This window comes from Flavobacterium sp., assembly GCF_004211145.1.
In the GTDB taxonomy this organism is placed as follows: Bacteria; Bacteroidota; Bacteroidia; order Flavobacteriales; family Flavobacteriaceae; genus Flavobacterium.
The window spans coordinates 1-25,895 of sequence record NZ_SEBS01000036.1 but is presented as its reverse complement, the minus strand read 5'-3'; the positions used below and the strand labels follow the sequence as shown (position 1 = coordinate 25,895).

The following is a 25,895-nucleotide window of genomic DNA, read 5'->3' as shown; positions in this document are numbered from 1 at the left end:
CTTTCGAACAGCCTTTCCAAACATCATTTTGCCTTTTTCTTAGACTTCTTTTTCGCCGATTTTTTGCCAGCGAGCGAATCGCGTTTCATCTTGATCCGCTTTACAAGGCTTTCAAGATTCGATTCCTGCCAATCCTCAACAACGTGCAGTTTGGCTTCTTTGACGGCTTTCTCAGCTTCGTCGAACTTGCGTTGCCTCTCGAAAAGATGCGCTTTGGCAAGATGCATTTCGAATTTGTCGGCACCTTTGATGGTAAGCGCGAAATCGATGAGCTTTTCAGCTTCTTCGAAATCCTCGTTTCGGATCAACACGTTCGCGTAGTGCGGATAGACTTCCCAAGCATGGATGTCGGCCGCAAGCGCTTGGCTGAAATAGCTTTTCGCTTCCTCGTATTTCTGGAATTGATCGGCCATCAATCGCCCGTAAAGGCAAAGCGCCATCGTGCTTTTATCGTTGTACGACAACGCGTAATCGAGCGATTCGATCGTGCCTTCGATGTCATACGGAAAACAATCCATCGCCTGAGCCAAGTATTTATCAATAGTTTTCATTGCGTAAATTATTTTTGAGCCGCGACCTTTCGGATTTATAGCTTTTGGTCGGCGGCTTGTTTTTAAAATCGGAACCTGAAAACGTGCGCACAGGATTTCCCCTTTGCACGTTCAATTGGTTGTCCCATTCCTTTGAAATTTGTTCCCTGAACCGTTTGACCGATTCGGATTCGAGCTTTTGCAGCAGGCGTTCCGTCGCGGTTTTCTTGTTCTGATGCTGCGATCGGCTGTCTTGTGAAACGACCGAAATCCCTGTCGGCGAATGGATTGCGCGAACCGCCGAACTTACTTTGTTCACGTGTTGTCCGCCGGCGCCCGAACTTCGCATCGCTTGGTATCGAATGTCTTTTGGCGACACGACGCCCATTTTTGCGGCATCGATCTCGAAAACACCGACGAACCAATTCTTGCGTTTGTGCAATTTTCGAAATTGGCTTTGTCCGATCCATTGAACCGAACCGATCCAACTCTCAGCGAATGCATCGACGTTTTCGCCCGACACTTTCACGCTCGCCGATTCTACGGTTCCGTTTTCGATTCCGGGTTGTCGGTGCAACATTTCGGCGTGCAACTCTTGCGCTTCGGCCTCGAGCATCATCTGCTTCAAGACTTGAGCGACGACCCAAGAACATTCTGCCGGGCCGCGTCCTGATGTGATTTGTAAAAATTTTTCCATCTTACTTATCCATTCGGACGATTTTTGGCGTGAATGTCCCCAAGACTTCCACGAGTTCGGTTTGGTTGCCCATGACTTTGTGGATGTCTTTGTAGGCCATCGGCGCTTCATCGACATCGCCTCCAATCAACGTGACGTCGGCGTTTTTGAGCACTTTCCTGACTTCGCTGGGCGTGAACTTTTGCTTGCATTTGGCACGCGACAACAATCGTCCCGCTCCGTGTGAAGCCGAATTCAAACTGTCTGCATTTCCTTTTCCACGCACGATGAAACCCGGAGCCGTCATCGATCCCGGAATGATGCCGAGTTCTTCTTTCGCAGCCGGAGTCGCGCCTTTTCGATGCACGATGAGTTCCTTTCCGTCGACGATTTCCTTCCACGCGAAATTGTGGTGGTTTTCAATCGTAACCGACGGTCTCTTGCCGATCGCTTTTCCTATTCGGCGATGGATGTCGTCGTGACACGCCTTGGCATAATCACCCGCAAGATTCATCGCGAGCCAATATTCCTGGCCGTCGTGCGTATCGAGATCGAGCCACGCCAAATGTTGCACGTTTTTCGGCAGCGGACATTGCTTTGCCGCCAAATATGTGTATTGTTTGGCGATATTGGCACCGAGTCCGCGCGAGCCGCTGTGCGACAAAACCGCGAAATAATCACCGGCGCGCAGTTTCCACTCCGGATGTTCGTCGGTCAAATTCACGATTCCGAATTCGACGAAATGATTGCCGCCGCCTGACGTCCCGAGTTGCTTGTACGCTTTGTCGAGCAAGGCTTTTACGAACGGAATGTCGTTGAACTCCGACCTTGAAAAAATCTCGTGATCGGCTTTGATCGCATGTGTTTCGTTCATGCCGAACTTCGTGTGATCTTTGAGGATTTGCACCAACATATGGCCTTTTCCTTTGAGATACGAAGCAGGCAAATCGAAAATCGACAGGCTCATCCGGCATCCGATGTCGACACCGACTCCGTACGGAATCACGGCGTTATCGGTCGCCAGGACGCCGCCTATCGGCAATCCGTAACCCGAATGTGCGTCGGGCATCAACGCGCCTGACACGGCAATCGGCAATTTCAAAGCGTCGTACAATTGGCGTTTGGCCTGCTCGTCGATCTCGTTTTCGCCGAAAATCGTGAACGGCGCGCGTGTCGCCCTCAGTTCGTTGAATTTGACTTCGACGGGTTTTGTGAGTCCTTCGGCTACTTTTCCCCAAGTTCCGTCTCCGGTAAATTGGCTCGGGTTGAGCAGCACTTGTTTTGCTTCGAGCAGTATGCGTTCCTTTTTTTCTTTTTTTCGGTAACGGTTGATTTGCCCGAGCGCGATGTTGATCGCGTTATTTTTCGGGAAGCCCAATTTTATGAGGTCTTTCCCTGAGAGTTTATTTCCCATGATGAGTTTAGATGTGATTTTTTGAGCCGACAGCTGTTCGTCAGGCACATTTCATCGGAAATCGATGAATCGAGTTCTAAATCCGGGAAAAGAGGAAAGTAAAATCCATAAAAAAACCCGGAGATTATTTGTCTTCGGGCTTTTTCATATATCGTTAGAAGTTTCTAGGAATCGAGGAAAGCACGAAGAGGCGACGCACCGAATTGGTTCGGCGAGAAGGCTTGGTAATTTGTGTTCAGTACACGCATTGTTCTTCGTTTTAGAATGTTAGTGAATTATTTCGATGCAAAGATTGGGAATTGTTTTTTGATTTTCCAAGCTTCGGCGTTAAAAAAATTTAAGAAAATCTTGTGACCCGAAATGCTTCCCTACGGGAAGGGACGAAAAATCGGGGTTGAAATTTTTGTACTTTTACGCAACTTTTTTAACTTCAAACATGCCAAGCGACTGTATCAGCTATCAGGATTCGGGTTATTTTTCTTCGTTGATCGTGGATTACCTGAACCAAAAACAGAATTTAAGCGAGCTGTATAACCGCTTTCCGACGATTGAAAACTTCGAAGGCCAAATCGCTGAAAAAGCGCAAAATTTTCCCGATGAAAACCGTCGCGTTTTAGTGCAGAGTTTGACGAGCCAATATCAAAATTCCAAGGTTTCAGAGCACACGAAAACAAACATTGAAGCGCTTTCAAAAAACACGACATTCACGGTAACGACGGGACATCAGCTAAATTTATTTACGGGACCGCTGTATTTTTTGTACAAGATAATTTCGGCCATAAATCTCGCGAAAGAACTCAAGCAAAAATATCCCAATAACGACTTCGTCCCAGTGTATTGGATGGCGACCGAAGACCATGATTTCGAGGAAATAAATTACTTTACGTTCAACCAGAAAAAGTTTCGATGGAACCGCGAAAGTTCGGGTGCGGCCGGCAGGCTTTCGACCGACGGTCTTGAAAATGTGTTCGATTTGTTTTCAAAAGAACTCGGATTCTCAAAAAATGCCGATTACGTCCGCGAATTGTTCCAAAACGCCTATCTGAAACACGAAAATCTCACCGATGCGACACGTTTCCTCGCGAACGAACTCTTCGGGGAATACGGTTTAGTGATCGTCGATGGCGATGACAAGGAATTGAAACGCCTTTTCATTCCATATGTAAAACAGGAATTGACAGAGCAGGTTTCGTCGGCCGAAGTCGCGCAATCGGCCAAAAAACTCGAAGGATACAAAATCCAGGTTAATCCGCGGGAAATTAATTTGTTTTATCTCGATGACAAACTTCGCGAGCGCATTATCTTGGAAGGCGATACTTACATCGTGAACAATTCCCCAATTCGTTTTTCAAAATCGGAATTGCTAGAGGAGCTTGAAAATCATCCCGAAAGGTTCAGTCCGAATGTGATCATGCGCCCGCTTTATGAAGAAGTGATCCTGCCGAATCTTTGCTATATCGGCGGCGGAGGCGAAATCGCGTATTGGCTCGAATTGAAATCGTTTTTCGATAAAGTCGGCGTGACTTTTCCGATTTTGCTCGTTCGGAATTCGGTATTGCTTACGTCTGAAAAACAATCGAAAAAAGCAGACGCGCTCGGACTCAGTTGGAAAGACCTATTCGAGAAACCCACTGATTTCGCGAACCGAAAAATCAATGAAATTTCAGAATTCCCGATCAACTTGATGCCGCAACGGCTCGCGCTCCAAAAGCAATTCGCCGACCTTTTCGCATTGGCCGAACAGACCGATAAATCGTTCACGGGCGCCGTGAAGGCGCAAGAAACGAAACAGCTAAAAGGTCTTGATAATCTTGAGAAACGACTTCTAAAAGCACAAAAGCGCAAACACGCCGACGAACTCGAACGCGTCGCGAACTTACGTAACGAACTCTTCCCGTTTGGTGGTTTGCAGGAACGCCAAAACAACTTCTCGGAATTTTGGTTGGAACAGGGCGAGAATTTGATCCCGAATCTACTTGCGGAATTGAATCCGCTTGCGCAAATCTTCAATATCGTAACGGTTTAAATCCGAATCTCCTATTTTTTATCGGAATAAAATGCTTGGTTGACAAAGTTTTCAACACGAAAACGTTTGCGTAAACTTTAAGAAGTACGAGCGATTACGAAATCGATTACTTTCGTTACCGTAACCTTTTTAATCACATTAAAAACCAAGTCATTATGGCAAAAAAACTACTCTCTTTATTTGTTTTCCTGATTTCGATCTCGGGATATTCTTTTGACAACATCAGCCTTACCGGGCCCGCCACAGGACCTTCAGGCGACTGGGGAATTGACGTTTTCATGACAACGACCGACGGTATCACATACACGTTGGCAAACCACACGTTCGTGTCGGGCGAGATGAAATTCCGAAGAAATTCAAACTGGGATTTCGCTTACGGCTATGCTACGGCTCCCGGATTTCCAAATGGAACGGGCGTCGTGCCCGGAACCAACATCGCCGTACCCGCGGGAACTTACAATGTCACGTTCAACGCGACGACTTTGGCATATTCATTCACGGCGGGCGTCCCGCAATTCCCTGTGATCAGCGTTTACGGGGACGGCACGAGTTCGGTCGATGTACTTTTAAACACGACGAACGGTGTTGATTATGTCGCGAAAAGCATCACGTTCTCAGCGGCTTGGGTAAAATTCCGTCGCGATAATGGTTGGGCGCAAAACTGGGGCGCCACAGGTTTCCCGAGCGGAACAGGAACGCAGAACGGTCCGGACATCCCGATGCCGGGCGGTACGTACAACATCACGTTCAACTTTACGACAGGCGCGTATTCGTTTACGCCGACATCGGTGGGAATCATCGGGCTTGGCGGACCATCGGGAAGCTGGGATGTCGACGCGGTCATGAATACTACGGACGCGATCCATTACACATTGACCAACGTCACGATCGTTGGCGGCGGATTCAAAGTGCGCGACAATGCGAGCTGGGCCGTTCAATTCGGTGCTGCGGGAGCGGCCGGAAGCAATCCGTTTCCTCAAGGCTCGATGGTACAGAACGGAGCCGACATGGCGTCGGTTTCAGGAACGTACAACATCAGCTTTAACCGTACGACGTTCGAATACAATTTCGGACCTGCTCTTGCCGTCGAAACATCGGCGAAAAAAGCGTTTTCAGTAGCGCCGAACCCGACGAACGGAGATTGGACGATCAGTGCCGACGCAGCGATCGGAAGTGTATCGGTTTTCGATATCACTGGAAAACTGGTTAAGAGCCAGACGTCTGACGAAAATACGATGACGATCGATGCATCAGGACTTTCAAACGGTTTGTACTTTGCGAAAGTCGTTTCAGGTTCGACGATCGAAACGTTGAAACTTGTAAAAAAATAAGCATTTTATTTTTCGAGAAATTTCCCTGATTATATCAAATAGTCAGGGATTTTTTATTTTGGGCGGGTTTCTTTCTTTTATTATCGATTTATTCGCCTTACTTTTGCGCCAAATTTAAAAATACTATGGCAACTAACAGAACGTTTACAATGATCAAGCCTGATGCTGTTGAAGCAGGAAACATCGGCGGAATCTTGAATATGATTACTGAAGCGGGTTTTAAGATCGTTTCATTGAAATTGACACAACTTACAACCGCTGACGCTCAGGCATTTTACGCGGTCCACAACGAGCGCCCATTCTTTGGTGAACTTGTCGAGTTCATGACACGCGGCCCGATCGTTGCTGCGATACTTGAAAAAGACAACGCGGTTGAGGCTTTCCGCACCTTGATCGGAGCTACGAACCCGGCTGATGCCGCTGAGGGAACTATCCGTAAAAAATACGCGAAGTCAATCGGTGAGAATGCTGTTCACGGTTCGGATAGCGATGAGAACGCTGCGATTGAGGGAGCGTTTCATTTTGCGGGACGCGAGCAATTCTAGACGCGCTACGCTGTGGACGCGCCCGGTGGGCTTTGGACACGCTGCGCTTTGGATTTGATCCGATTACGATAACAATCTCGTTCTTTTTGGACGGGATTTTTTTATTTAGAATAATTTGTCCCTAACCAACTCATTCGTATTCCAAAGCGATGCGCGTCAAAAGGCGCAGCCGTGTCAAAAGCGAAGCGTGTCAAAAAGCGCAGCGTGTCAACGAAGCACAACCTCCTTCACCACTTCCCTACCCAATTCCTCATTGATCATACTCACGATTTTCGTCTTGCCATAGCTCAATTCTTCGCGGAGTACGGCCGAAGTCAGTTCGACATATAACGTCGTTCCTTTCAATGCGACGGCTCGCGTATAGGTTTTCACGCCGTTTCCCATGAGATGAAACCACGCTTCCTTGACCGCGACCTGATCCATTCCGGGTTGGAGTTTGTTGTCGGCGATAATGTGCTTGAGAACGTCTCCGATCGCGCTTTCGTTACTTAGTCGTTTGGCCATCGTCGTCGAGTTTTATAGGTCCTGCTTTCTTGTAGTGGTATTCGATTTTTTGGGCGTTGACCAAAACCATTTCGTCGGTTGAAACCGATCTTACTTCCTCGCTCCATTTCGCGTATTCGGTTACATAGTCGAGATACGCGTCGCCATCATCGAACCTGACAGTGATCTGTTCATTGATATTATTCGTGAGGAACGATCCATCTAGCTGCGGCATCACTTTGGTGCGCGTGCCTTTTCCGTTGTGAATTTTAAAGAAATCGTAGGACGTATTGCCTTGGTATTGCTTGTCCTGCCCGTTTGCCGTGACTACTTTTTCGATTTGCCAATAGCCGTTTATCTTGGAAATATCGTCTTTGGAAATACCTTTGCAGCCCGTCAAGGCGAAGCAAAATACTAAAATTGCAATTGAAACTCTCATGCGGCAAAAATACGCAATCGGATGCCGACTCACTATCGAAATCGACGGCTGTTGAAAAAAACATTGAGCGTCGTTAAACTATTGCGTAATTTTAAGCTCTACCTCGAAAATCAACCGTTATGAAACTATTACTCTCCATTTTTTCAATGTCGTTATTGCTTATGGGTTGCGGCTCGTCCGACGATTCATCGGATGACGGAACCCCGAACGATCCTACCGAAACCATGTATTTCCCTCCGCTTTCAGGCGATGTCTGGGAAACCAAAACTGTCTCTGACATGGGCTGGAACGAAGATGCCGTCCAACCGTTACTCGATTTTCTATCGGAAACCCACGCCAAAGGTTTCATCATAACCGTGAACGGACGCATCGTGATGGAAAATTACTTCAACGACCATTCGGCAACCACGCCATGGTATTGGGCAAGCGCCGGTAAAACGCTTACGTCATCCATGACGGGAATTGCCGAACAACAAGGTTTCCTCAATCTTGAAAGCCCTGTTTCCGATTATCTTGGCGAAGGTTGGACGAGTCTGACCGCGAGCCAGGAATCTCAAATAAAAGTGAAACATCTGCTTACGATGACCTCAGGGCTCGACGATGTAAACGAGGAAGATTGCGTCGATCCCGATTGTTTGATATACACGGCCGCTCCGGGAACGCGCTGGGCATACGACAATGTCTACGTAAAATTACAAGACGTGGTCGCAGCCGCAAGCGGGCAAAGCTGGACAGCGTATTTCAACTCGCAATTGCGCGACAAAATAGGAATGACGGGCGCTTTCTTGCAGACGGGTGACTTGAACGTGTATTGGAGCACGACGCGCAGCATGGCTCGATTCGGGCTTTTGGCGCTTAACAATGGGAAATGGGATACGACTCAGGTAATTCCCGAAGCGTTTCACCACGACGCTACATCTCCATCCCAGACCATCAACAAATCGTACGGGTATCTGTGGTGGATAAACGGCGAATCGAGTTATCATTTGCCGCAATCGCAATTGGAGTTTCCGGGTAGTCTGATTCCCGACGCGCCGAACGACCTGTACATGGCGTTGGGAAAAAACGACCAGAAAATCTACGTGATCCCGTCGAAGAAAATGGTAATCGTGAGAATGGGCGAACAGGCCGAGGAATCGAATTTTGCGCTGTCAGAGTACGACGATCATTTGTGGGAAAAGCTGAATGCGTTGATCAACTAGCGCTTTCTCCCCTTAAAATATTTCCGGAACGCCATACCGAATAACACGAAGCCGAGGATTGCCAATGCGTAATTCACGGCTTCAATTTTTCCTTCAAAAAGTCTCGAAACGATAAAGCACGCAACCGCCAACAAGTACAACTGGGTGACAGAAATACCTTTTGCCGAAGTTTGGGTTCTTGTTCGCGTCTTAGCCATTGCGTTTCACGTATTGATAAATCGCGCCCACACAAGCCGCGCCGGCGATTCCCATCAGAATATAAAAGGCCGTCTCGAATTGCCTGACCGATTGGGCGGCCGCAAAAATGAGTACGGCTCCCATAAAAGTCGCCAATCCTGGCGGCAAATTACTGCGTCTCCTGCGTCCCATTATTTGAAGAATGAATCGACGAATTCGTATTTGTTGAACACTTGAAGATCTTCGATTCCTTCGCCGACGCCAATATATTTCACTGGAATCTGGAACTGATCGCTGATCCCGATGACGACGCCGCCTTTCGCGGTTCCATCGAGTTTCGTAACTGCGAGAGCCGAAACCTCGGTCGCGGCCGTAAACTGTTTCGCTTGCTCGAAAGCGTTTTGTCCGGTCGATCCGTCGAGTACCAAAAGCACGTCGTGAGGTGCATCGGCGATTACCTTTTGCATCACGCGTTTTACTTTGGTGAGTTCGTTCATCAAATTTACTTTGTTGTGCAGACGGCCGGCCGTGTCGATGATCACAACGTCGGCATCCTGTGCGACGGCCGATTGGAGCGTATCGAAAGCGACCGAAGCCGGATCGGAACCCATTTGTTGTTTTACCAGAGTAACGCCCGTGCGGTCGGCCCAAATCTGGAGTTGGTCGATCGCCGCGGCGCGGAATGTATCAGCGGCTCCGAGTACGACCTTGTAACCGGCTTTCTTGAATTGGTGCGACAGTTTCCCGATCGTGGTTGTCTTGCCTACGCCGTTCACGCCGACGACCATGATAACGTACGGCTTCTTATTGGCCGGAATCGTGAATTCGCTCGCTTCGCCAGAATTTGTTTCAGAAAGTAATGCAGCGATTTCCTCGCGAAGGATTTGATTGAGTTCGTCGGTACCAAGGTATTTGTCTTCGGACACGCGTTTCTCGATGCGCTGTATGATTTTTAAAGTCGTGTCAACGCCGACGTCGCTCGAAACGAGAACTTCTTCGAGGTTGTCGAGGACTTCGTCGTCTACTTTGGATTTACCTGCGACCGCTTTGGTGAGTTTGGAGAAGAAAGAGGTTTTGGTTTGCTCGAGGCCTTTGTCGAGGGTTTCTTTTTTCTCTGAAGAAAATATGCGTTTGAAAAATGACATTCTGTTTTGTTTTTGATGCTTCGCAACTGTTTGCCACGAAGGCACGAAGGCACGAAGACACGAAGTTTACTCTTTGCATGTAAAGGCACAAAGAAAGCTTCGCTTTTTTTTATTGATTAAATAACGATCGAAGTTTCGGAAAAATGCGAAATCTTCGCAGGACATTTTAGCCTGGGATTACAACATTGAAGCATTTTCTACAACGCAATACAGTAACCACTACAAATATAAAAACTTCCGATAAAGAAGCGACAAATTCTTTGGATCTTCGTGGCTTCGTGCCTTCGTGGCAAAAAACCTCGCGTCTTAAAACAAAAAAAGCCACTTCTTTCGAAGCAGCTTTCACATTCGCCTTTCAGCAAATTATTTCTTTTTCAAAAACTCGTCAACAAGTTCAGGAGCCATGATAGACTCAACGAACGTGTATGCGCCTGTTTTTGGAGACTTCACCATCTTGATGGCTTTTGATAATCTCTTTGACTGAGTTTGCAAGGTTGCAACGGTCTTCTTTGCCATGACTTAAACGTGTTATTTGAAGCTGACGCTTCTAATTATTTAATTTCTTTGTGAACGGTTACCCTTTTCAAAATAGGGTTGAATTTTTTGATCTCCAAACGGTCTGGAGTGTTCTTTTTGTTTTTAGTCGTGATGTAACGCGAAGTTCCTGGAAGACCAGTTCCTTTGTGCTCGGTACACTCTAAAATCACCTGGATTCTGTTGCCTTTCTTTGCCATTTTGCTCTATAGTTCTTTTGGGAAAGATTACTTGATGAATCCGTCGGCCTTTGCTTTTTTCAAAACAGCGGCAATCCCGTTCTTGTTAATCGTTTTAATTGTTGAGGCAGCAACGCGGAGCGTGATCCACTTGTCTTCTTCAGCAAGATAGAAACGCTTTTTAACCAGGTTTACTGAAAATTTCCTCTTGGTCTTGTTCATAGCGTGGGAAACATTGTTTCCAACCATCGCTCTCTTACCTGTAAGGTCACAAACTCTTGACATTATGCTTCGTTTTTTCGTTATTCAAAATCAGGGTGCAAAGAAAAGAAAAATAAACCTTTGTGCAAAACATTTATTGCACATTTTTTAAAATTTCTTTCTGAAGCATTTCAAACGATTTATTTACGGCGCGATCTATGACTTTTTCTCGCGGTTGCCCAAAGTTAAAACGCTCAACTGTCACGCTTTGCGGCGTGGCGAGTGCGATGTAGACGATTCCGATTTCTTCAGGCGTGTCGTCACTCGTCGGGCCGGCATTTCCCGTGACGCCGATTCCGTAATCGGTTTTTAGCAGTTTTTGGATGTTTTGCGCCATTTCTTTTGCGACCTGTTCCGACACGACCGAATGTTGTTCGATTGTCTTGGCTGAAACGCCGAGCACATCGATTTTCACGTCTTTCGAATAACTCACGACGCTGCCTTTGAAATATTTGGACGAGCCCGGAATCGATGTCAGCACTTGGGCGATCTTGCCACCCGTACAGCTTTCGGCGGTTGAAACCGTCAATCCTTTTTTCGTGAGTTGTTGCCCGAGGACGGCTTCAATGGTTTGCCCGTCGTCGAAACCGGTGATGATGTCGGGGATTATTTTCGAGACCGATTCGACGTTTTGGGCGATTGCGTTCTCGAGAATGGTTTTGTCTTTCCCGCGGGCCGACAGACGCAAACGCACGCGTCCCGGACTCGGCAGATAGGCAAGTTTTATGAATTCGGGAAGAGAATTTTCCCAATCGGAAATCTTGTCGGCGAGCGCGCTTTCGCCCATTCCGTAAGTCATGATGGTTTTATGGATGATGTACGGACGCTCAAATTCCTTTACGATCTTTGGGATGACGACATTATCGATCAAGCCTTTCATTTCAAACGGAACGCCGGGCATCGAGATGAAGACCGTGTCGCCTTTTTGCAGCCACATTCCCGGAGCCGTTCCGAATTCATTGTGCAGAACCGTGGCTTTTGACGGCACGAGCGCTTGATCGATGTTGACTTGCAGCAAAGGCGCGTCCGTTCCCGTGAACTGCCTGAAAAGCTTTTCCACGTGCGACAAAACACCTGCGTCGCTTACGAGTTCGTCGTCAAAATATTCGGCTAGTGTTTTTTTGGTGATATCGTCTTTGGTTGGACCGAGGCCGCCCGTTATCACTACGAAATTCGCTTTGTCCTGAAGACGTGAGAATGTGTCGAGGATATGTTGGCGATCGTCTGAAACGGAAAGCATTTCGTGCACGTTCACGCCAATCCTATCAAAGGCCTTCGCTATGTATTGGGAATTGGTGTCGGCGATTTGCCCGATCAGGATTTCGTCTCCGATGGTGACAATTACTGCATTCATTTTATTGACGGATTAGCGGATTAGCAGATTAGCGAATTAGCGAATGACGACGCTGTCAACATTCGCTAATCCGCTAATTTACTAATTTAACGCGGATGGACACGGCCAGCCTTAAGCCAAAAAACAAAAGTTTTACAGGTTGGTCAACGACTCCCGAAATATCGGGATAAGCTCGTGCCATTACTTGCAAAACTTTTGATTATGAGATTATCTGTCAACTGATGAAACAAGAAATGATCACAATAGTCGGATATTCGAAAAAATTGGCTAATTCGCTAATTCGCTAATTCGCTAATTAAAGATTAAAATCCTTCTTAAGTTCCTTAATCGCCTTCTCAACCTGATCTTCAATACTATCGAATGTTTCGTTGATTTCCTTGCGTTTTCCTTCGCGTTTTGTCCATGCTTCGACCTCGAGGATTTCCTCAAAGGCTTGCGTCATGCCCAATAAGTCGAGCGTAGGTTTGATTTTATGAGCGTAGCTGTAGGCGAGCTTGTGCTCTTTCGTTTTGATGCCAAGTTTGATTTGCAACATATCCTGCGGTACTTCGGTGACGAAAAGCGTAATGATCTGCATCACGAATTCCTCATCGTTGTCTGACAGCGCGTGGACTTTGGCTAAGTTGTAGTTGAGGGCCATTATTTTACTTGTATTCTAAAAAGTTTAGTTTCTTCTATGAAGCCTTCGAGCACATCGCCCGACGACACTTTCGCAACACCTTCAGGCGTTCCTGTAAAAATAATGTCTCCTGTTTTTAAGGTGAAATATTGAGAAACGTAAGAAATTATCTCGTCAATCTTCCACAACATATTCGCAGAATTCCCTATTTGGACAGTCGTTCCGTTGTTTGTTAGACCAAAGGTAATCGATTCCTGCGAACTAAAAATTTTTTTCGATAAGAAGTCGCCAATCACCGCTGAACCGTCGAAAGCCTTTGCTTTTTCCCACGGCAACCCCTTTTCTTTTAGGCGTTGCTGTACATCTCGTGCCGTAAAATCGATGCCGAGCCCGATCTCATCATAGTACTTATGTGCGAACTTTTCGTCAATATATTTCCCAACTTTCGAGATCTTGACGAGCAATTCGACCTCGTGATGGACATCTTGCGAAAATTCGGGAATGACGAACGGAAATTGTTTAGGCAAAATGGCCGTATCGGGTTTCAGGAAAATAACAGGTTCGGTTGGCCGCTCGTTTTGGAGTTCGGCTATGTGTGACGCGTAGTTGCGCCCGATGCAGATGATTTTCATTTTTTATAGTGCAAGGTTCAAAGTGCAAAGTGCAAAGTGCAAAGTGCAAAGTGCAATTGATTAGTAGCCGGGAACCTGCTGTCCGTTACACTCGAGCGCAGCGAAAAGATCGAATACCGACAAAAATTATTGTTTATGAGATAAGTCCTCTGCAAAAAAAACATTTTTGAAAAGTTTACATGAACTTCCTTTGGCCGCCATGTCAACCTTCAAAAATTAGATTTTTTTACCTGTGGGTTTTCCACTTCAATCAGGGCTAAGGATTTCGGCAAAAACACGTAAACGCAAAACCGAATCATCCTTAAAATCGCTTCAAACTTTGCACTTTGCACTTTGCACTTTGTACTTTGAACTTTTAATTAAACTTATTATTCAACTTCCGCAACTTGATCGCCGTCAAAACCTTCTTCGTATACAACGGAAAGTCCGCGTTCTGAATCCAACCGAAATATCCCGGTTCGTTGTCGAAAACAGTTTCTACAAGTACTCCTTTGTGCTTTCCGAATGTAAAGATTTCACGGTTTTGATCGTCGTAGGCAATCATTCCCGCAAAATCGGCGGCTCGTTTGCGCGTCGTGAATTCGCTGAGTGATTTCATGTCGTTTTCCAAATCCGGATAACGGTCGAGCTGGGCTTTCAATATCTCGTAGGTCGCTGTCGTATCAGCTTCGGCGGAGTGCGCGTTTTCAAGGGCTTTTCCGCAATAAAACTTCAACGCGGCGCTTAACGTGCGTTCCTCTTTTTTATGGAAAATGGTCTGTACGTCGACCGAGACACGGCTTTTCATGTCGAAGTCCATGCCTACGCGAAGCAATTCCTCGGCGAGCAACGGAATGTCGAAACGATCGGAATTGTACCCCGCGAGATCGCTGTCCTTGATCATATTATATATGGTAGGCGCCAAATCTTTGAAGATCGGTTCGTTGGCGACCTTCTCATCTGAGATTCCATGCACCGCTGTCGATTGGGGCGGGATTGGCATCTGAGGATTTACAAGCCAGGTTTTGCTTTCACGGTTGCCGTTGGGAAAAACTTTCAGTACTGATATTTCGACGATTCGGTCTTTGCAGATGTCGATTCCCGTGGTTTCTAAGTCAAAGAAACAAATTGGGCGCGTGAGTTTTAATTCCATTTTTGAGTTGTTGGAAGGCAAAGATACGATATAATGATAAATTAGGTTTGTTGGCTTGAGGTGTTGTTTTAGTAAATAGGAAGACTACTTTTTTGTGTTCTTTGGACTGATATTTTTTTATCTTAAAATAAGTTACCGTTTTGATGATCGATGACTTCGGGTTTCCAGATAGATTTGAAAACGCTCGTCTTTTTTTTTACAATTAAGAGAGTTAAGAGAGTTAAGGGTTGGTCGCTGGGGCGACTTCGGGTTTCCAAGTTGATTTGAAAACATTCGTCCTTTTTTTTACAATTAAGATAGTTAAGAGAGTTAAGGGTTGGTCGCTGGGGTGACTTTGGGTTTCCAAGTTGTTTTGAAAACATTCTTTCTTTTTTTACCATTAAGATAGTTAAGAGCGTTAAGGGTTTTGGTTGCTGGGGTGACTTCTTGTTTTCAAATTCGATTGGGTGCTTTTCGTTTCGCGGCCTCGCTGCGCTCGGCCTTACCGAAAAATCCAAATGGATTCGTCGGAAAACTCAAATCAAAAAATGCACATGAATTGACGATATTTCGTCCTTTCAAATGCATTTTTTCTTTGGCAAAACTTTGTCGTTCACATCACGGTTCGCTGCCTTCGAGGTCGCTTTCGCGCGTCGTGGTTTGAACTGCCGACGTATCGGTTGCGCTTGAATCTACCTCGGCCGGAGTCGCGCCGGTTTCGCTTTGTCCGTCGGTTTCCTGAGTGGCGTTCGGATTCTTGCACGAGGTCGTGAGCGCGAAAATCCCGAAACACAGCATCGCTATTTTTGAAAGGAATGAAGTCTTCATGATAGAATATTTTACGGTTTTAACAAATTTCCAAAAAATTGGCGGACACGGCATTACAGCAGAAACCGCAAATCTTTTACAATTTATAATTCGTCCGAAAACAAAAAGCGACTTTTTCGAATTGCTTTTCTGTTAATCTTCTCGGCTTCCGTCGTCGGCCATCCTCACGATTTTAGGCGTGAATTTGGCCACGACGTCAATGAGTTCCTTTTGGGATTCCATGACGACCGAGATGTCTTTGTAGGCCATCGGCGCTTCGTCTTTTCCGGCACCGATGAGCGTCACGCCGTTCTCGTTGAGCACGTCGCGCATCTCTTGTCTGGAAATATTTTTGATGGCCTGCGTTCGGCTCATTTGACGCCCGGCGCCGTGTGATGCCGAGTTGATCGCGTTCTCCTCGCCTTTCCCGCGCACCAAAAATCCGGGCGCGGTCATTGATCCCGGAATGATTCCCATGACGCCTTTCGCGGCCGGAGTCGCACCTTTTCGATGCACGATGACTTCTTCTCCATTCCAGATTTCCTTCCACGCGAAATTGTGGTGATTTTCTACTTTCGCCAAGACTTGAGCACCGATCGCCTTGGCTATCTTGCCGTGGATGATTTGATGACAGGCCGACGCGTAATCCCCGGCAAGGTTCATCGCCATCCAGTATTCCTGGCCTTCCTGCGAATCGAGCGACAACCACGCGAGGTTTTGCGCCTCCTGCGGCAATTTCGTGTTCTGCTTGGCAAGTTTGGTATAATGTCCTGCGAGCGTCGCGCCGAAACCTCTTGAACCGGAATGCGTCAACAACGCTACGTATTTTCCTTTCTCGATTCCAAGGACTTCATCTTTCGTATCGAATTCCATAATTCCGAATTCCACGAAATGGTTGCCGCCACCCGACGTACCGAGTTGCGACCACGCCTTGTCCTTCAATTGCCTGACCATCGGCGTCATGTTGAACTCGCTTTTGTCCAAAACGTCGTGATCAGCTTTGTGCTGCCCGTGAAAGCCGTGGCCTGCACCGAATTTGGTATGCGCGATCAATTCGCGTTGGTATTTCGCGCGATTCGCCTCGAAGTCCGATGCGGGAATATCGTACACCGACAACGCCATCCGGCATCCGATGTCGACACCAACTCCATACGGGATCACGGCGTTTTTCACGGCAAGCACGCCTCCGATAGGCAATCCGTAACCCTGATGAGCGTCGGGCATCAAAGCACCGGCTACGGTTACGGGCAGTTTCATCGCGATTTCCATCTGTTTGCGCGCGCCTTCTTCGATGTGGTCGGCCCCAAAGATCGAATATGATTTTGCATCTTGGACCAATGCGATCGTTTCATCGGCGGGAATATGTGCCGATTCGATCATTTTCGTGGCGAGACTTTCGAGGATTTCGTCGTCGAGGAAGTTCTCGGGATAATCGTTTACTTTTTTGAAGAGCGCGATTACTTCGTCTTTAGCGACGTGGGCGTATTTGGAGTTCGCCAATTCGAGTGCGATTCCCAATATTTCGTTTTGTTTGTATCCGACCGACAGTAAATCCTGTCCTTTTATCTGTGTTTCCATTGTGATGGCTTTGCTTAAATTTAATTCTTTTTTTTGTGATCCCGATGAGACTCGAACTCACATTCCCTTTCGGGCAGCATGGCTGTAAATACGCTTCCCTACTCGTCGCCATGACTTTCGGTGCTTCTGTAAACTGTACCCATTGGTCCGCGCGGGTCCAACCGGAATATCCATGCACGCTACGGCTAAGTCAAAATTTTTCCGCCACTTTTCCTTTTAAGTTACGGGACCTTTTTTTTTCTGCTTTCGCAAACCCTGTCCAGCTCCAGCGGCTTGACAGGGTTACTTCTTGTTTTTTATTTTGTGAAAATCTGCTTTAGCTGATCGACGATCTGGCCGCCGCCCGAAACGGAAATCGTGTTGATTTTCTCGGCGATTTTCTCGACGTATTCCATTTCTTTCAACTTGAAAAGCATGGCGTTTTCTTCCATCAACTTGGCGGTGTTCAGCAAACTTCTCGTCGAAGCGGTTTCTTCGCGCCGCATGATGCTGTTCGCCTGAGCTTTTTTCTCGGCCACCAAAACCTGGTTCATGATGTCTTTCATATCGCCCGGCAAGATAATGTCGCGGATGCCGGCTTCAGAAACCGCGATGCCCATGTCGGCGGTTTTTTGCACGACATCGGTTACGATTTCGCTGCCCAAGCTGTCCTTTCGGCTCAACAATTCGTCGAGCGTGACCGTTCCGACACTTTCGCGCAATGCCAATTGCATCAAGACGTACAACTGCTTTTCGTACTCTTTGTTCTCGCTCACGGCCTTGACCGCGTCGATTACCTTGAATTGGACAAAAAAGTTGATTCGCAATGCGGCTTTGTCTTTCGTCAACAATTCCTGGCCTGCGATTTCCAGGAACCTCGATCTCAAATCAACGCTTTTGATCTCGACCGACGTCTGGTTCGCCCAGAAGTAATATGTTCCCGCCTGCAATTGCTTCACGAATTTGGCGTCGACGTACAACAAACCCGTTTCGTCGGTGGCGACGTAGAATTTTCGGACCAAACCGCGCACTTTTGGCATATCCAAAATCGTGGTGGAGATGTTTTCGTCGATCGTTACCTTCGACACATCGGCTTTGACGAACGTATTTTCGTTGGCACCTTTCCAGAACACATGGCGACCAGCAGCCAAAACGTCCTTGAAATTCCCGTTTGTGAATTGCAATGCGATTTCGCCGTCTTTGACCTCGACGACATCCACGGCTGACGCGAACGCTTGGTTCTGTAACAAGATGTTCAATTCGACGACCGAATGGAATCCCGCCGACATGTCGTACAATTCGATTTTTTTATTGAAGCCGACCCAGTATTTTCCTTCGGTCAATACCTCATGGAGCTTGCCGTTCATAAAAACCAATGCAACGTGATTTGGCTTGACGTAGTAATTTGTGATCATGACTTTCTATTTATTATTGTTATTGTTTATTTATAAAAACGCCTTGCCTTTCGCGATCGCGCTGCGGCGGAAACGAGGGTTCGGATCATTTGGATCGCAGTTGTTCGCCCGATTGGTTTCGCCGATTATCCCCGACGTGACTTCCTGTTTCAAGGACTGCATTCTGCGAAACCCGAATTCCCGGTTTCAGGCTTTTGCGCGATTGCGATCTCCCGGAGGATTTCGCCCGCAAAAGGCAATTTGTTTTTAACTGGTGATCCTTTTTAGGAGTGGACCGCTTCCGAAAACTACATTAACAGTGTAGTACTCTACCATTGAGTTACCGCGTAAACGGGAAGGATTCGAACCTTCAACTTGACTATTGCTCTATCCGGACTAAGCTACATGGCTTTCGCCAAGGCGGGATTCGAACCCGCGTAGATAGTGTGGGACATTTATTTGGAAAATACCCTGAAAACCTTCAAATCAAGTTGAACGGAAACGCCTGATACCTTTTGCGGCAAAGCGGTCTGCAATAGTGCCATTTGAAACACCCAACTGGACTTGTTTGATATTGTGAATGAACGTGTTGTCTTGTGAACATTGCAAAGATGTCGTGCGTTGTGCGCAGGCTATTTGCGTAGTTTTATTTATTTTTCATTTTTATTATAATTATTTATTTTACAGTTAGTTATGATTTCGTTTTAGACCAATATGTCATCATTTAAATTTTAGTGCGCAGATTGGTTGCGCAGTCGATTGAGGTTTTCGTTACTTTTGGGAAAGGATTTCTCCCGGAGAACGGTTTCGCGTTAGGGATGCGAGTGGAAATCCTTTTGTCGCGAAGGGAAACGCAGCGGCAAAAGATTGGAACGGGCAGCCCGGCGCGGGTTTGAAAATGCGATCCGCTTTTTTAAACCCGCGCAACGCCCAAAAAATAAAACTATGGCTACGAACAAACTCGCGTTGATCCGCTACAAGACAATCGACAATTGCCTCAAGAACCGATTCCGGAAATGGACGCTTGAGGATCTGATGGAAAAGGTCTCGGACGCGCTTTATGAGTATGAAGGCATCACGACGGGCGTGAGCCGACGCACGATCCAGGGCGATCTGCATATGATGCGCAGCGACAAACTGGGTTACAATGCGCCTATCTCGATTTTCGACCGCAAGTTTTACGTGTATGAAGATCCTGATTTCAGCATCACGAACTCGCCGATCAACACCTCGGACATGGAAAAAATGAAGGAAATCGTGAGCGTGCTCAAACATCTGAACGGTTTCCATTACTTCGATGAGATGAGCGAGATGATCGCAAAACTCGAGAACAGCATCCAGAAAACCGCGAACAGCAAAAAGAATTTCCTGCAATTTGAAAACAATGCGCAGCTCAAGGGTTTGGAATTCATTAACCCGTCGTATCAGGCGATTTTGAAGAAGACCGCGTTGCTTATCGAGTACAAATCGTTCCGCGCGGCCCAATCGCAGACGAAGGTTTACTATCCGTATCTATTAAAGGAATACCGCAATCGTTGGTTTTTGCTCGCGTTCCCAAAGAAAGGTTCGGCCTTGGTCACGATGGCGTTAGATAGGATCCTTGAAATGCAGGAAGTTCCGAATGAGACCTTCATCGAATATGGAGGCGTTGATTTCGACCGATATTTCGACGATTGCCTTGGTGTCACGAAATCGGCGAAGGACCGCGGACAGAAAGTTATCCTGCAGTTCAACAACGAAAATGCGCCTTATGTGTTGACGAAACCGCTGCACAAATCGCAACAGGTTTTGCATGAAGATGAAAAGGGGACGATCATCCGAATCGACGTCGTACTGAATTTCGAATTGGAACGCGAGATCTTGGGGTTCGGGGATTGCGTGAAGGTTTTGGGCCCGAGAATGTTGGTGTCGCGCATCAAAAAACGATTGGCGAGAGGCGCGAAACAATATGAATCTGACGATTTAACAGCCAAACAATCATGACGCTTATTATTCTTATTGGGATTTTGCTGCTGCTTTGGATGGCGAATTACGTTTTCGGGAAACTGTTTCCGCCACATTTGAGGCGAGGCGGCTACTTTATTTTTTGGATGGTCGTGGGCGCGGCGATTGCGGTGTTGTTGTTTAAGGTGTTGAAGACGTTGTTTGTGATCGCGATTCCGATTGTGGTGATTTTGGGATTTTTGGTTGTGACGAGGAAGAAGTAGAATTGGACACGCTACGCTTGGGACACGCTTTGCTTTGGACACGCTGCGCTTTGGAAACGCTGCGCTAGGGATTTGATTCGTTAAAAAATTAGGCGCTCGATTGGATTTCCCCGCCTTTGGATTCAAAACAAAAAAGCCTTCCGAAAAGAAAGGCTTCAATTATATTCGTCTTGCAATGTTTTGATGCAAGAAGTTCAACTTCCTAAAAACTGCGGTTCGGGTCAAATGCCTCCATATAATCGGCAACGCGTTTCACGAAACTTCCGCCGAGCGCGCCGTCGACGACGCGGTGATCGTAACTGTGCGACAAGAACATTTTCTTGCGGATGCCGATGAAATCCCCGTCAGGTGTTTCGATTACGGCCGGCACTTTTCGAATCGCGCCGAGAGCGAGAATTCCGACCTGCGGCTGATTGATGATCGGTGTTCCGAAAACCGAACCGAACGTTCCGACATTCGTTACCGTATACGTTCCGCCTTGCGTATCATCGGGCTTCAATTTCCCTGCTTTCGCTCGGTTTCCAAGATCGTTTACCGCTTTCGCCATTCCGATCAGATTCAACTGGTCGGCGTTCTTAATTACGGGAACGATAAGGTTTCCATTGGGTAAAGCCGCGGCCATACCCAGGTTGATGTTTTTCTTTTTTATGATGTAATCGCCGTCGACCGAAATATTCATGAGCGGGAAATCCTTCAACGCTTTCGCCACGATTTCCATGAAAATCGGCGTGAACGTGAGCTTCTCGCCTTCTCTTTTCTCGAACGCATTCTTGTTCTTTTCTCGCCAATCCCAAATATTCGTCACGTCGACCTCGATGAACGATTGTACGTGAGCCGATGTCTGCACCGACTGCACCATATAACCCGAAATCAACTTGCGCATGCGATCCATCTCGACGATTTCGTCCTGACCGTTGACCGATGGCGGAATCTTCGTCGTTTGTTGTTGGCTAGTTGTCGTTGGTTGTTGGCTGTTGGTTGCCGGCTCCGACGTTCGATGTTCGTTATTCGTTGATCGATGTTCGACATTCGAATTAACCGGTTGAATTGCGTGCTGTTGCACTTGTGGCTCAACCGGAGTCGCCACGGGCTGCGAAACTTCAGCGACCGGAGCGGTTTGCTGAATTTGCGCAGGCTTGTTTTTGCGATACTCGACATACGCCAAAATATCATTCTTCGTCACGCGACCTTCAGCACCTGTTCCGACGATGCTCTCGAGTTCGGCTATGGAAATGCCTTCCTCTTTGGCGATGTTCTTTACAAGCGGCGAATAAAATTTATCGGAGTTGCTGTATTCTTCTTTTGATGGCGGATTGCCCGAAGCGATCGGAACTGCCGTGAACTGACGAGCCGTTTCAACCGTTCTTTCGATCTGCTCGACCGAAGCGGGGATTTCAGTTGCGATTGCCTGCGTTTGCTCACTCGGCGCATCGACTACGACTCCGCCTTCAACTTCAATGATGGCGACGGTTTGACCGACTTTCACGATGTCGTCTTTCTGGAACAAGATCTCGACGAGTTTTCCTGAAACTTCGCTCGGGACTTCGCTGTCGACCTTGTCGGTGGCGATTTCAAGCACGGCTTCGTCGGCGTCGATGTGATCGCCCACGTTTTTCAACCAGTTCGTGATCGTCGCTTCAGCAACGCTTTCCCCCATTTTCGGGAGTTTTAGTTCATATCTTGCCATATTGATAAGCTGACACGTAAAAATTAAATTCTGTTTGCGAAATTACCGATTTATCTCTGATTACAATAACAATCCTTCATTTTTTAGACGAACTGCAATCGTTTTCGTTGAATCGCATCAAAGCGTTAAAACTTCTCCTCTATCGTTGCTGGAATCGCTGCCGATCGCCGTATTTTCTACGACTATGCGAAACGTGTTTCCGTTGGCGCCGAGGCTCTGCATGCGTTCGATGATCGTCCTGAAATCGACCGTTTTCGTATCGAACCAAAACTGGGTCGCGCCCGATTGAAGCGAATTTAAATTTTTTTCAGATGCTTCGGCCGTGAAGACAGCGTTTTTTCCTAACAATTTTGATGTCTTTTCTTTTAATAAGTCGCTCGACGAGACAATCGCGAATGTGTTCGGTTTCACTCTAATCACGACGGCATCGCTGCGCTTTTTGTGCGAGAATGCGAACGCGCCGACCTTCATGACCAAATCGAAAATCGGAGAAATACGGAAGTGTTTTTTATAGAAAAAATTCATCGCCTCGCGGAATCGCTTCATGTATAAGCCGTCGCGTATCGTGCTTTCGCCTTTGAAATGGACGACGGTCGTGTCGGCGAAATAAAAATTGTCCTTTCCCGATTTCAATATCGTGTACGACAAATCGATATCGTCCGAATACATGAAACAATTTTCATCGAAACCACCGACCGAAAGATACAATTCGCGCTTCATCACCATAAAAGCGCCGACGAGAATCTCGACTTTTCCAGTTCGTTCCTTGTCGAGATGCATCGCGTAATAGTTCCCGAAAACACTCGGCAGGAACTTATACAAACCCGCGACTTTCGTGAACGCCGTAAACGGGGTCGGGACGCCGCGCTTGCTTTCAGGCAGGAATTTCCCGGTTCCGTCGATCAATTTACAGCCGACGATGCCAAGATTTTGTTGGCCTCGGACGAACTCAAGAACTTTCAGGAAAGTGTCTTCGGCCACAACCGTATCGGGATTCAAAATGCAGATATATTCGCCTTTTGCTTGTGAGACACCGATGTTGTTGCCTTTCGGAAAACCTGAATTTTCGTTGTTTTCGATGAGTTTTACGTTCGGGAACAATGATTTTACCATTTCGCACGAGTCGTCGGGGGAATTGTTGTCGACGACAATGATTTCAGCGTCGATAGCTGCGATTGCTTTCTCGACCGACTTCAAGCAAAGCTCAAGGAAATACCGGACGTTGTAATTTAGGATGATTATGGAAAGCTGCATGGCGCAAATATAGTTTTTTGTTTAGAGTTTCGCGTTTAGGGCCGTAACGTCCGAAACCTAAACCTTAAACAAAAAAAAAGCGTCCTTTCAGACGCTTTCAAACACTCTCAATCATTAACCTACATCAATCAATCGTTTCGCTTTTGGGAGTGCTTCTTCTTTTTTCGGCAAAGAAATCCTGAGAATTCCATTGTCGTATGACGCTTTGATCTCGTCGTATTTCACCGTTTCAGGCAACGTAAATGAACGCTTGAAGCTTGAAAGCGAAAACTCGCGGCGTGTGAATTTGCCTTCGTGAGTATTCGCCTCACTTTTGACTTCCGATGAAATCGTCAGTAAGTCGTTGTCGATCTCGATATTGAAATCTTCCTTGTTCTTTCCGGGAGCCGAAAGTTCGACCTCAAATGCGTTTTCAGCTTCACGGATATTTACCGGGGGAACCGATGTCGCGTTGTAATTCAATTGTCGTCCGCCAAGATCGGCGCGCAATAATTCGTCCATAAATGATGGAAAAAAATGGCTGTGGTTTTTCTTTACTAAGTTCATGATTTCGTATTATTTCTAAAATGTTGAAACGCCATAGTCAAGTTCTGTACCGATGAAAAATATAATGCCAAAATGTCGCTTTAAATGTCATTTTGTCTTATTTTAACAAATATTAGAATTTGATAAGTCATGTAAACCGCATTTTGCAAGTTGAATCCGAACGCTTATATTCGCGAACTAATCCAATTCAATTACAATGAAAAAGCCATTACTTTTTGTTTCTGCATTTGCAGGAATTTTATTTGCGTCTTGCGGAAGCGACGATTCTTCCTCTGCGGTAACGTCTGTTGAAAAGTACATCAGCAGCGTTCAAACCATGAACACCGACGACGACGTGAATATGCTTAACGTGACGTACAATGCCGCAGGCCAGGTGACGAGTGTTTCCGACGGAGAAAACACAAACGACCTTTCTTATTCGGGCGGAAATTTGACGACGATTTCAGGCGACAGCGATCCGTTCCAGATTTCGGAATTGTATCAGAATCCGTATGACGGCTACGAATTCGGCGAAGTGCTCGACTATGACAACAACGGAAATCCGATCAAATTGCGTCTGTTCGAACGCGATGAGGAAACCAACGAGATCATCGAGGAATTCGAAGGTTTCATCACGTACGACAACAAACCAAATCCGTTCTGGTACACGCTTCAAGCGGCTGGAATCATCGATGTTTTGGAAAATGTCGAATTGAATTTCAGTTCGGTTCCCCAAGCTGAAGAATTGATCATGGCGAAGCAGTTGCTTTTCAAGAACAACCCGAAATCATTCGTGTTGAAACACCTTAACGGTACGGTTGCGTCTCAGGTCAATGCGACGTTCGTTTATGGAACGGATGGGTACGCGACTTCAGGGACGTTTACGTCGAGCAATGAGGATGGAGAAACTTCATCAGGTTCGATCAACTTCAACTACCTGCCATAATCTCGAAACGCTGCGCTGGCTGACACGAAGGCACGAAGGCACGAAGTCACGAAGTTTTTTTTTGTGGTCGGTGGGGAGAAATGCTGTGATATAGATCGTTCGTTGGAAATTTCGTCCGGTTTTTTTTTACGCGAGCGCACTTCCGTTCGACTTTCGACTTTCGACTTTTGACTTTCGACTAACGCATTTCCAGATCGTTCGTTGGGAACTTCGGGCGGTTTTTTTTGTGCTTTTGCGCTGCGCTGGCTGACACGAAGGCACGAAGACACGAAGGCACGAAGTTTTGTTTTGTGGTCGGTGGGGAAATGCTGCGATATAGATCGTTCGTTGGAAATTTCGGGCGATTTTTTTTGCGCCGAGCGCACTTCCGTTCGACTTTCGACTTTCGACTTTCGCATTCTTAAATCGTTCGTTGGGAACTTCGGGCGATTTTTTTTTGTGCTTTTTGCGCTGCGCTGGCTGACACGAAGACACGAAGACACGAAGGCACGAAGTTTTTTTTTAGTCGGTGGCGAGAAATGCTGCGATATAAATCGTTCGTTGGGAACTTCGGACGATTTTTTTTTAACGCGAGCGCACTTCCGTTCGACTATCGACTTTCGACTTTCGACTTTTGACTTTCGACTAACGCATTTCCAAATCGTCCGTTGGGAACGTCGGGCGATTTTTTTTTACACCGAGCGCACTCCCTTTCGACTTTCGACTTTTGACTTTTGACTTTCGACTAACGCATTTCCAGATCGTTCGTTGGGAACTTCGGGCGGTTTTTTTTGTGCTTTTTGCGCTGCGCTGGCTGACACGAAGGCACGAAGGCACGAAGTCACGAAGTTTTTTTTTGTGGTCGGTGGGGAGAAATGCTG

At 46.8% G+C, this 25,895-nt stretch carries 28 protein-coding genes; 7 read left to right on the top strand and 21 right to left on the bottom strand.

Annotation, left to right across the window (positions count from 1 at the left end; all coding sequences use genetic code 11):
- Positions 1 to 23 precede the first annotated feature (23 nt).
- From EOO50_RS14380 to EOO50_RS14370, 3 genes are read right to left on the bottom strand one after another with little or no spacing between them, the layout of a single operon-like run.
- The gene (locus tag EOO50_RS14380; protein WP_290840976.1) at positions 24 to 551 is read right to left on the bottom strand and encodes a tetratricopeptide repeat protein; all 528 of its coding nucleotides are present in this window, start codon (positions 549 to 551) and stop codon (positions 24 to 26) included.
- A complete protein-coding gene (gene prfH / locus EOO50_RS14375; protein ID WP_290840975.1) occupies positions 538 to 1,227 on the bottom strand; it encodes a peptide chain release factor H in 690 nt (229 codons plus the stop codon). Before prfH ends, EOO50_RS14380 begins: the two co-directional genes overlap by 14 nt.
- Position 1,228: 1 nt before the next feature.
- Positions 1,229 to 2,620, bottom strand: coding sequence for an RtcB family protein (locus EOO50_RS14370; protein WP_290840986.1), 1,392 nt, complete (start codon positions 2,618 to 2,620; stop codon positions 1,229 to 1,231).
- A gap of 436 nt (positions 2,621 to 3,056) precedes the next feature.
- On the opposite strand from EOO50_RS14370, the gene bshC reads away from it, so the two are divergent.
- The 3 genes from bshC to EOO50_RS14355 all read left to right on the top strand — a co-directional run bounded on the left by bshC (position 3,057) and on the right by EOO50_RS14355 (position 6,522).
- Positions 3,057 to 4,646, top strand: a complete 1,590-nt coding sequence (gene bshC / locus EOO50_RS14365; protein WP_290840974.1) for a bacillithiol biosynthesis cysteine-adding enzyme BshC — start codon at positions 3,057 to 3,059, stop codon at positions 4,644 to 4,646.
- 155 nt (positions 4,647 to 4,801) lie between these two features.
- Positions 4,802 to 5,977 carry a T9SS type A sorting domain-containing protein gene (locus EOO50_RS14360; RefSeq protein WP_290840973.1) on the top strand — a complete coding sequence of 392 codons (1,176 nt, stop codon included), beginning with the start codon at positions 4,802 to 4,804 and terminating at the stop codon, positions 5,975 to 5,977.
- Positions 5,978 to 6,102: 125 nt separating this feature from the next.
- Complete coding sequence (locus EOO50_RS14355) at positions 6,103 to 6,522, top strand: nucleoside-diphosphate kinase (RefSeq protein WP_290840972.1); 420 nt, start codon at positions 6,103 to 6,105, stop codon at positions 6,520 to 6,522.
- Positions 6,523 to 6,729: 207 nt separating this feature from the next.
- On the opposite strand, the gene EOO50_RS14350 is transcribed toward EOO50_RS14355, so the two are convergent.
- Positions 6,730 to 7,026 (bottom strand): DUF721 domain-containing protein, encoded by a 297-nt coding sequence (locus EOO50_RS14350; RefSeq protein ID WP_290840971.1) that lies wholly within the window; start codon positions 7,024 to 7,026, stop codon positions 6,730 to 6,732.
- Positions 7,007 to 7,444 (bottom strand): hypothetical protein, encoded by a 438-nt coding sequence (locus tag EOO50_RS14345; RefSeq protein ID WP_290840970.1) that lies wholly within the window; start codon positions 7,442 to 7,444, stop codon positions 7,007 to 7,009. Before EOO50_RS14345 ends, EOO50_RS14350 begins: the two co-directional genes overlap by 20 nt.
- Positions 7,445 to 7,563: 119 nt before the next feature.
- On the opposite strand from EOO50_RS14345, the gene EOO50_RS14340 reads away from it, so the two are divergent.
- A complete protein-coding gene (locus tag EOO50_RS14340; protein WP_290840969.1) occupies positions 7,564 to 8,646 on the top strand; it encodes a serine hydrolase in 1,083 nt (360 codons plus the stop codon).
- Between the two features lie 189 nt (positions 8,647 to 8,835).
- Here the strand turns inward: EOO50_RS14340 and EOO50_RS14335 are convergent, their stop codons facing one another.
- The 12 genes from EOO50_RS14335 to EOO50_RS14280 all read right to left on the bottom strand — a co-directional run bounded on the left by EOO50_RS14335 (position 8,836) and on the right by EOO50_RS14280 (position 18,437).
- Positions 8,836 to 9,015 (bottom strand): hypothetical protein, encoded by a 180-nt coding sequence (locus tag EOO50_RS14335; RefSeq protein ID WP_290840968.1) that lies wholly within the window; start codon positions 9,013 to 9,015, stop codon positions 8,836 to 8,838.
- Positions 9,015 to 9,968, bottom strand: coding sequence for a signal recognition particle-docking protein FtsY (gene ftsY / locus EOO50_RS14330; protein ID WP_290840967.1), 954 nt, complete (start codon positions 9,966 to 9,968; stop codon positions 9,015 to 9,017). The genes EOO50_RS14335 and ftsY overlap by 1 nt, the downstream gene beginning before the upstream one ends.
- A gap of 363 nt (positions 9,969 to 10,331) precedes the next feature.
- On the bottom strand, positions 10,332 to 10,484 hold the full coding sequence (locus EOO50_RS14325) for a DUF4295 domain-containing protein (RefSeq protein ID WP_169528377.1): 153 nt from the start codon (positions 10,482 to 10,484) through the stop codon (positions 10,332 to 10,334).
- A gap of 35 nt (positions 10,485 to 10,519) precedes the next feature.
- Positions 10,520 to 10,702, bottom strand: coding sequence for a 50S ribosomal protein L33 (gene rpmG / locus EOO50_RS14320; RefSeq protein WP_125019556.1), 183 nt, complete (start codon positions 10,700 to 10,702; stop codon positions 10,520 to 10,522).
- A 27-nt stretch (positions 10,703 to 10,729) separates the two neighbouring features.
- Positions 10,730 to 10,966, bottom strand: coding sequence for a 50S ribosomal protein L28 (rpmB, locus tag EOO50_RS14315; RefSeq protein ID WP_290840966.1), 237 nt, complete (start codon positions 10,964 to 10,966; stop codon positions 10,730 to 10,732).
- A gap of 70 nt (positions 10,967 to 11,036) precedes the next feature.
- Positions 11,037 to 12,296: a CinA family nicotinamide mononucleotide deamidase-related protein gene (locus tag EOO50_RS14310; protein ID WP_290840965.1), complete on the bottom strand. Its 1,260-nt coding sequence runs from the start codon at positions 12,294 to 12,296 to the stop codon at positions 11,037 to 11,039.
- A gap of 295 nt (positions 12,297 to 12,591) precedes the next feature.
- Entirely contained in the window at positions 12,592 to 12,936 is a 345-nt protein-coding gene (locus tag EOO50_RS14305) for a histidine kinase (protein ID WP_290840964.1), read from the bottom strand.
- Positions 12,936 to 13,547, bottom strand: a complete 612-nt coding sequence (locus EOO50_RS14300; RefSeq protein ID WP_290840963.1) for a fumarylacetoacetate hydrolase family protein — start codon at positions 13,545 to 13,547, stop codon at positions 12,936 to 12,938. Before EOO50_RS14300 ends, EOO50_RS14305 begins: the two co-directional genes overlap by 1 nt.
- A gap of 355 nt (positions 13,548 to 13,902) precedes the next feature.
- Entirely contained in the window at positions 13,903 to 14,679 is a 777-nt protein-coding gene (locus tag EOO50_RS14295) for a 3'-5' exonuclease (RefSeq protein ID WP_290840962.1), read from the bottom strand.
- 597 nt (positions 14,680 to 15,276) lie between these two features.
- The gene (locus EOO50_RS14290) at positions 15,277 to 15,486 is read right to left on the bottom strand and encodes a hypothetical protein (RefSeq protein WP_290840961.1); all 210 of its coding nucleotides are present in this window, start codon (positions 15,484 to 15,486) and stop codon (positions 15,277 to 15,279) included.
- 132 nt (positions 15,487 to 15,618) lie between these two features.
- A complete protein-coding gene (locus EOO50_RS14285; protein WP_290840960.1) occupies positions 15,619 to 17,043 on the bottom strand; it encodes an RtcB family protein in 1,425 nt (474 codons plus the stop codon).
- Between the two features lie 296 nt (positions 17,044 to 17,339).
- Positions 17,340 to 18,437 carry a slipin family protein gene (locus EOO50_RS14280; RefSeq protein WP_290840959.1) on the bottom strand — a complete coding sequence of 366 codons (1,098 nt, stop codon included), beginning with the start codon at positions 18,435 to 18,437 and terminating at the stop codon, positions 17,340 to 17,342.
- 924 nt (positions 18,438 to 19,361) lie between these two features.
- Between EOO50_RS14280 and EOO50_RS14275 the strand changes: the two genes are divergently transcribed.
- Positions 19,362 to 20,399: a WYL domain-containing protein gene (locus EOO50_RS14275; protein WP_290840958.1), complete on the top strand. Its 1,038-nt coding sequence runs from the start codon at positions 19,362 to 19,364 to the stop codon at positions 20,397 to 20,399.
- Complete coding sequence (locus tag EOO50_RS14270; protein ID WP_290840957.1) at positions 20,396 to 20,623, top strand: hypothetical protein; 228 nt, start codon at positions 20,396 to 20,398, stop codon at positions 20,621 to 20,623. The genes EOO50_RS14275 and EOO50_RS14270 overlap by 4 nt, the downstream gene beginning before the upstream one ends.
- Before the next feature lie 202 nt (positions 20,624 to 20,825).
- Here the strand turns inward: EOO50_RS14270 and EOO50_RS14265 are convergent, their stop codons facing one another.
- The 3 genes from EOO50_RS14265 to EOO50_RS14255 form a co-directional block, all read right to left on the bottom strand.
- Positions 20,826 to 22,310, bottom strand: a complete 1,485-nt coding sequence (locus tag EOO50_RS14265) for a dihydrolipoamide acetyltransferase family protein (RefSeq protein WP_290840956.1) — start codon at positions 22,308 to 22,310, stop codon at positions 20,826 to 20,828.
- Between the two features lie 117 nt (positions 22,311 to 22,427).
- Positions 22,428 to 23,564 carry a glycosyltransferase family 2 protein gene (locus tag EOO50_RS14260; protein WP_290840955.1) on the bottom strand — a complete coding sequence of 379 codons (1,137 nt, stop codon included), beginning with the start codon at positions 23,562 to 23,564 and terminating at the stop codon, positions 22,428 to 22,430.
- Positions 23,565 to 23,678: 114 nt separating this feature from the next.
- A complete protein-coding gene (locus EOO50_RS14255; protein WP_290840954.1) occupies positions 23,679 to 24,110 on the bottom strand; it encodes an Hsp20/alpha crystallin family protein in 432 nt (143 codons plus the stop codon).
- 196 nt (positions 24,111 to 24,306) lie between these two features.
- Between EOO50_RS14255 and EOO50_RS14250 the strand changes: the two genes are divergently transcribed.
- Positions 24,307 to 25,035, top strand: coding sequence for a hypothetical protein (locus EOO50_RS14250; protein WP_290840953.1), 729 nt, complete (start codon positions 24,307 to 24,309; stop codon positions 25,033 to 25,035).
- A 671-nt stretch (positions 25,036 to 25,706) separates the two neighbouring features.
- Here EOO50_RS14250 and EOO50_RS14245 read toward each other — a convergent pair.
- The coding region (locus EOO50_RS14245; RefSeq protein WP_290840952.1) for a hypothetical protein at positions 25,707 to 25,895 on the bottom strand (189 nt) is incomplete at its 5' end.

Excerpts from the sequence above, each read along its gene's own strand:
- EOO50_RS14370 (WP_290840986.1), bottom strand. The coding sequence starts at position 2,620 with ATGGGAAATAAACTCTCAGGGAAAGACCTCATAAAATTGGGCTTCCCG.
- EOO50_RS14380 (WP_290840976.1), bottom strand. The coding sequence starts at position 551 with ATGAAAACTATTGATAAATACTTGGCTCAGGCGATGGATTGTTTTCCG.
- EOO50_RS14260 (WP_290840955.1), bottom strand. The coding sequence starts at position 23,564 with ATGCAGCTTTCCATAATCATCCTAAATTACAACGTCCGGTATTTCCTT.
- EOO50_RS14270 (WP_290840957.1), top strand. The coding sequence starts at position 20,396 with ATGACGCTTATTATTCTTATTGGGATTTTGCTGCTGCTTTGGATGGCG.
- rpmB (WP_290840966.1), bottom strand. The coding sequence starts at position 10,966 with ATGTCAAGAGTTTGTGACCTTACAGGTAAGAGAGCGATGGTTGGAAAC.
- prfH (WP_290840975.1), bottom strand. The coding sequence starts at position 1,227 with ATGGAAAAATTTTTACAAATCACATCAGGACGCGGCCCGGCAGAATGT.
- EOO50_RS14360 (WP_290840973.1), top strand. The coding sequence starts at position 4,802 with ATGGCAAAAAAACTACTCTCTTTATTTGTTTTCCTGATTTCGATCTCG.
- EOO50_RS14265 (WP_290840956.1), bottom strand. The coding sequence starts at position 22,310 with ATGGCAAGATATGAACTAAAACTCCCGAAAATGGGGGAAAGCGTTGCT.
- EOO50_RS14290 (WP_290840961.1), bottom strand. The coding sequence starts at position 15,486 with ATGAAGACTTCATTCCTTTCAAAAATAGCGATGCTGTGTTTCGGGATT.
- EOO50_RS14280 (WP_290840959.1), bottom strand. The coding sequence starts at position 18,437 with ATGATCACAAATTACTACGTCAAGCCAAATCACGTTGCATTGGTTTTT.
- ftsY (WP_290840967.1), bottom strand. The coding sequence starts at position 9,968 with ATGTCATTTTTCAAACGCATATTTTCTTCAGAGAAAAAAGAAACCCTC.
- EOO50_RS14355 (WP_290840972.1), top strand. The coding sequence starts at position 6,103 with ATGGCAACTAACAGAACGTTTACAATGATCAAGCCTGATGCTGTTGAA.
- EOO50_RS14310 (WP_290840965.1), bottom strand. The coding sequence starts at position 12,296 with ATGAATGCAGTAATTGTCACCATCGGAGACGAAATCCTGATCGGGCAA.
- bshC (WP_290840974.1), top strand. The coding sequence starts at position 3,057 with ATGCCAAGCGACTGTATCAGCTATCAGGATTCGGGTTATTTTTCTTCG.
- EOO50_RS14250 (WP_290840953.1), top strand. The coding sequence starts at position 24,307 with ATGAAAAAGCCATTACTTTTTGTTTCTGCATTTGCAGGAATTTTATTT.
- EOO50_RS14345 (WP_290840970.1), bottom strand. The coding sequence starts at position 7,444 with ATGAGAGTTTCAATTGCAATTTTAGTATTTTGCTTCGCCTTGACGGGC.
- EOO50_RS14335 (WP_290840968.1), bottom strand. The coding sequence starts at position 9,015 with ATGGGACGCAGGAGACGCAGTAATTTGCCGCCAGGATTGGCGACTTTT.
- rpmG (WP_125019556.1), bottom strand. The coding sequence starts at position 10,702 with ATGGCAAAGAAAGGCAACAGAATCCAGGTGATTTTAGAGTGTACCGAG.
- EOO50_RS14340 (WP_290840969.1), top strand. The coding sequence starts at position 7,564 with ATGAAACTATTACTCTCCATTTTTTCAATGTCGTTATTGCTTATGGGT.
- EOO50_RS14285 (WP_290840960.1), bottom strand. The coding sequence starts at position 17,043 with ATGGAAACACAGATAAAAGGACAGGATTTACTGTCGGTCGGATACAAA.
- EOO50_RS14350 (WP_290840971.1), bottom strand. The coding sequence starts at position 7,026 with ATGGCCAAACGACTAAGTAACGAAAGCGCGATCGGAGACGTTCTCAAG.
- EOO50_RS14275 (WP_290840958.1), top strand. The coding sequence starts at position 19,362 with ATGGCTACGAACAAACTCGCGTTGATCCGCTACAAGACAATCGACAAT.
- EOO50_RS14295 (WP_290840962.1), bottom strand. The coding sequence starts at position 14,679 with ATGGAATTAAAACTCACGCGCCCAATTTGTTTCTTTGACTTAGAAACC.
- EOO50_RS14305 (WP_290840964.1), bottom strand. The coding sequence starts at position 12,936 with ATGGCCCTCAACTACAACTTAGCCAAAGTCCACGCGCTGTCAGACAAC.
- EOO50_RS14325 (WP_169528377.1), bottom strand. The coding sequence starts at position 10,484 with ATGGCAAAGAAGACCGTTGCAACCTTGCAAACTCAGTCAAAGAGATTA.
- EOO50_RS14300 (WP_290840963.1), bottom strand. The coding sequence starts at position 13,547 with ATGAAAATCATCTGCATCGGGCGCAACTACGCGTCACACATAGCCGAA.
- EOO50_RS14255 (WP_290840954.1), bottom strand. The coding sequence starts at position 24,110 with ATGAACTTAGTAAAGAAAAACCACAGCCATTTTTTTCCATCATTTATG.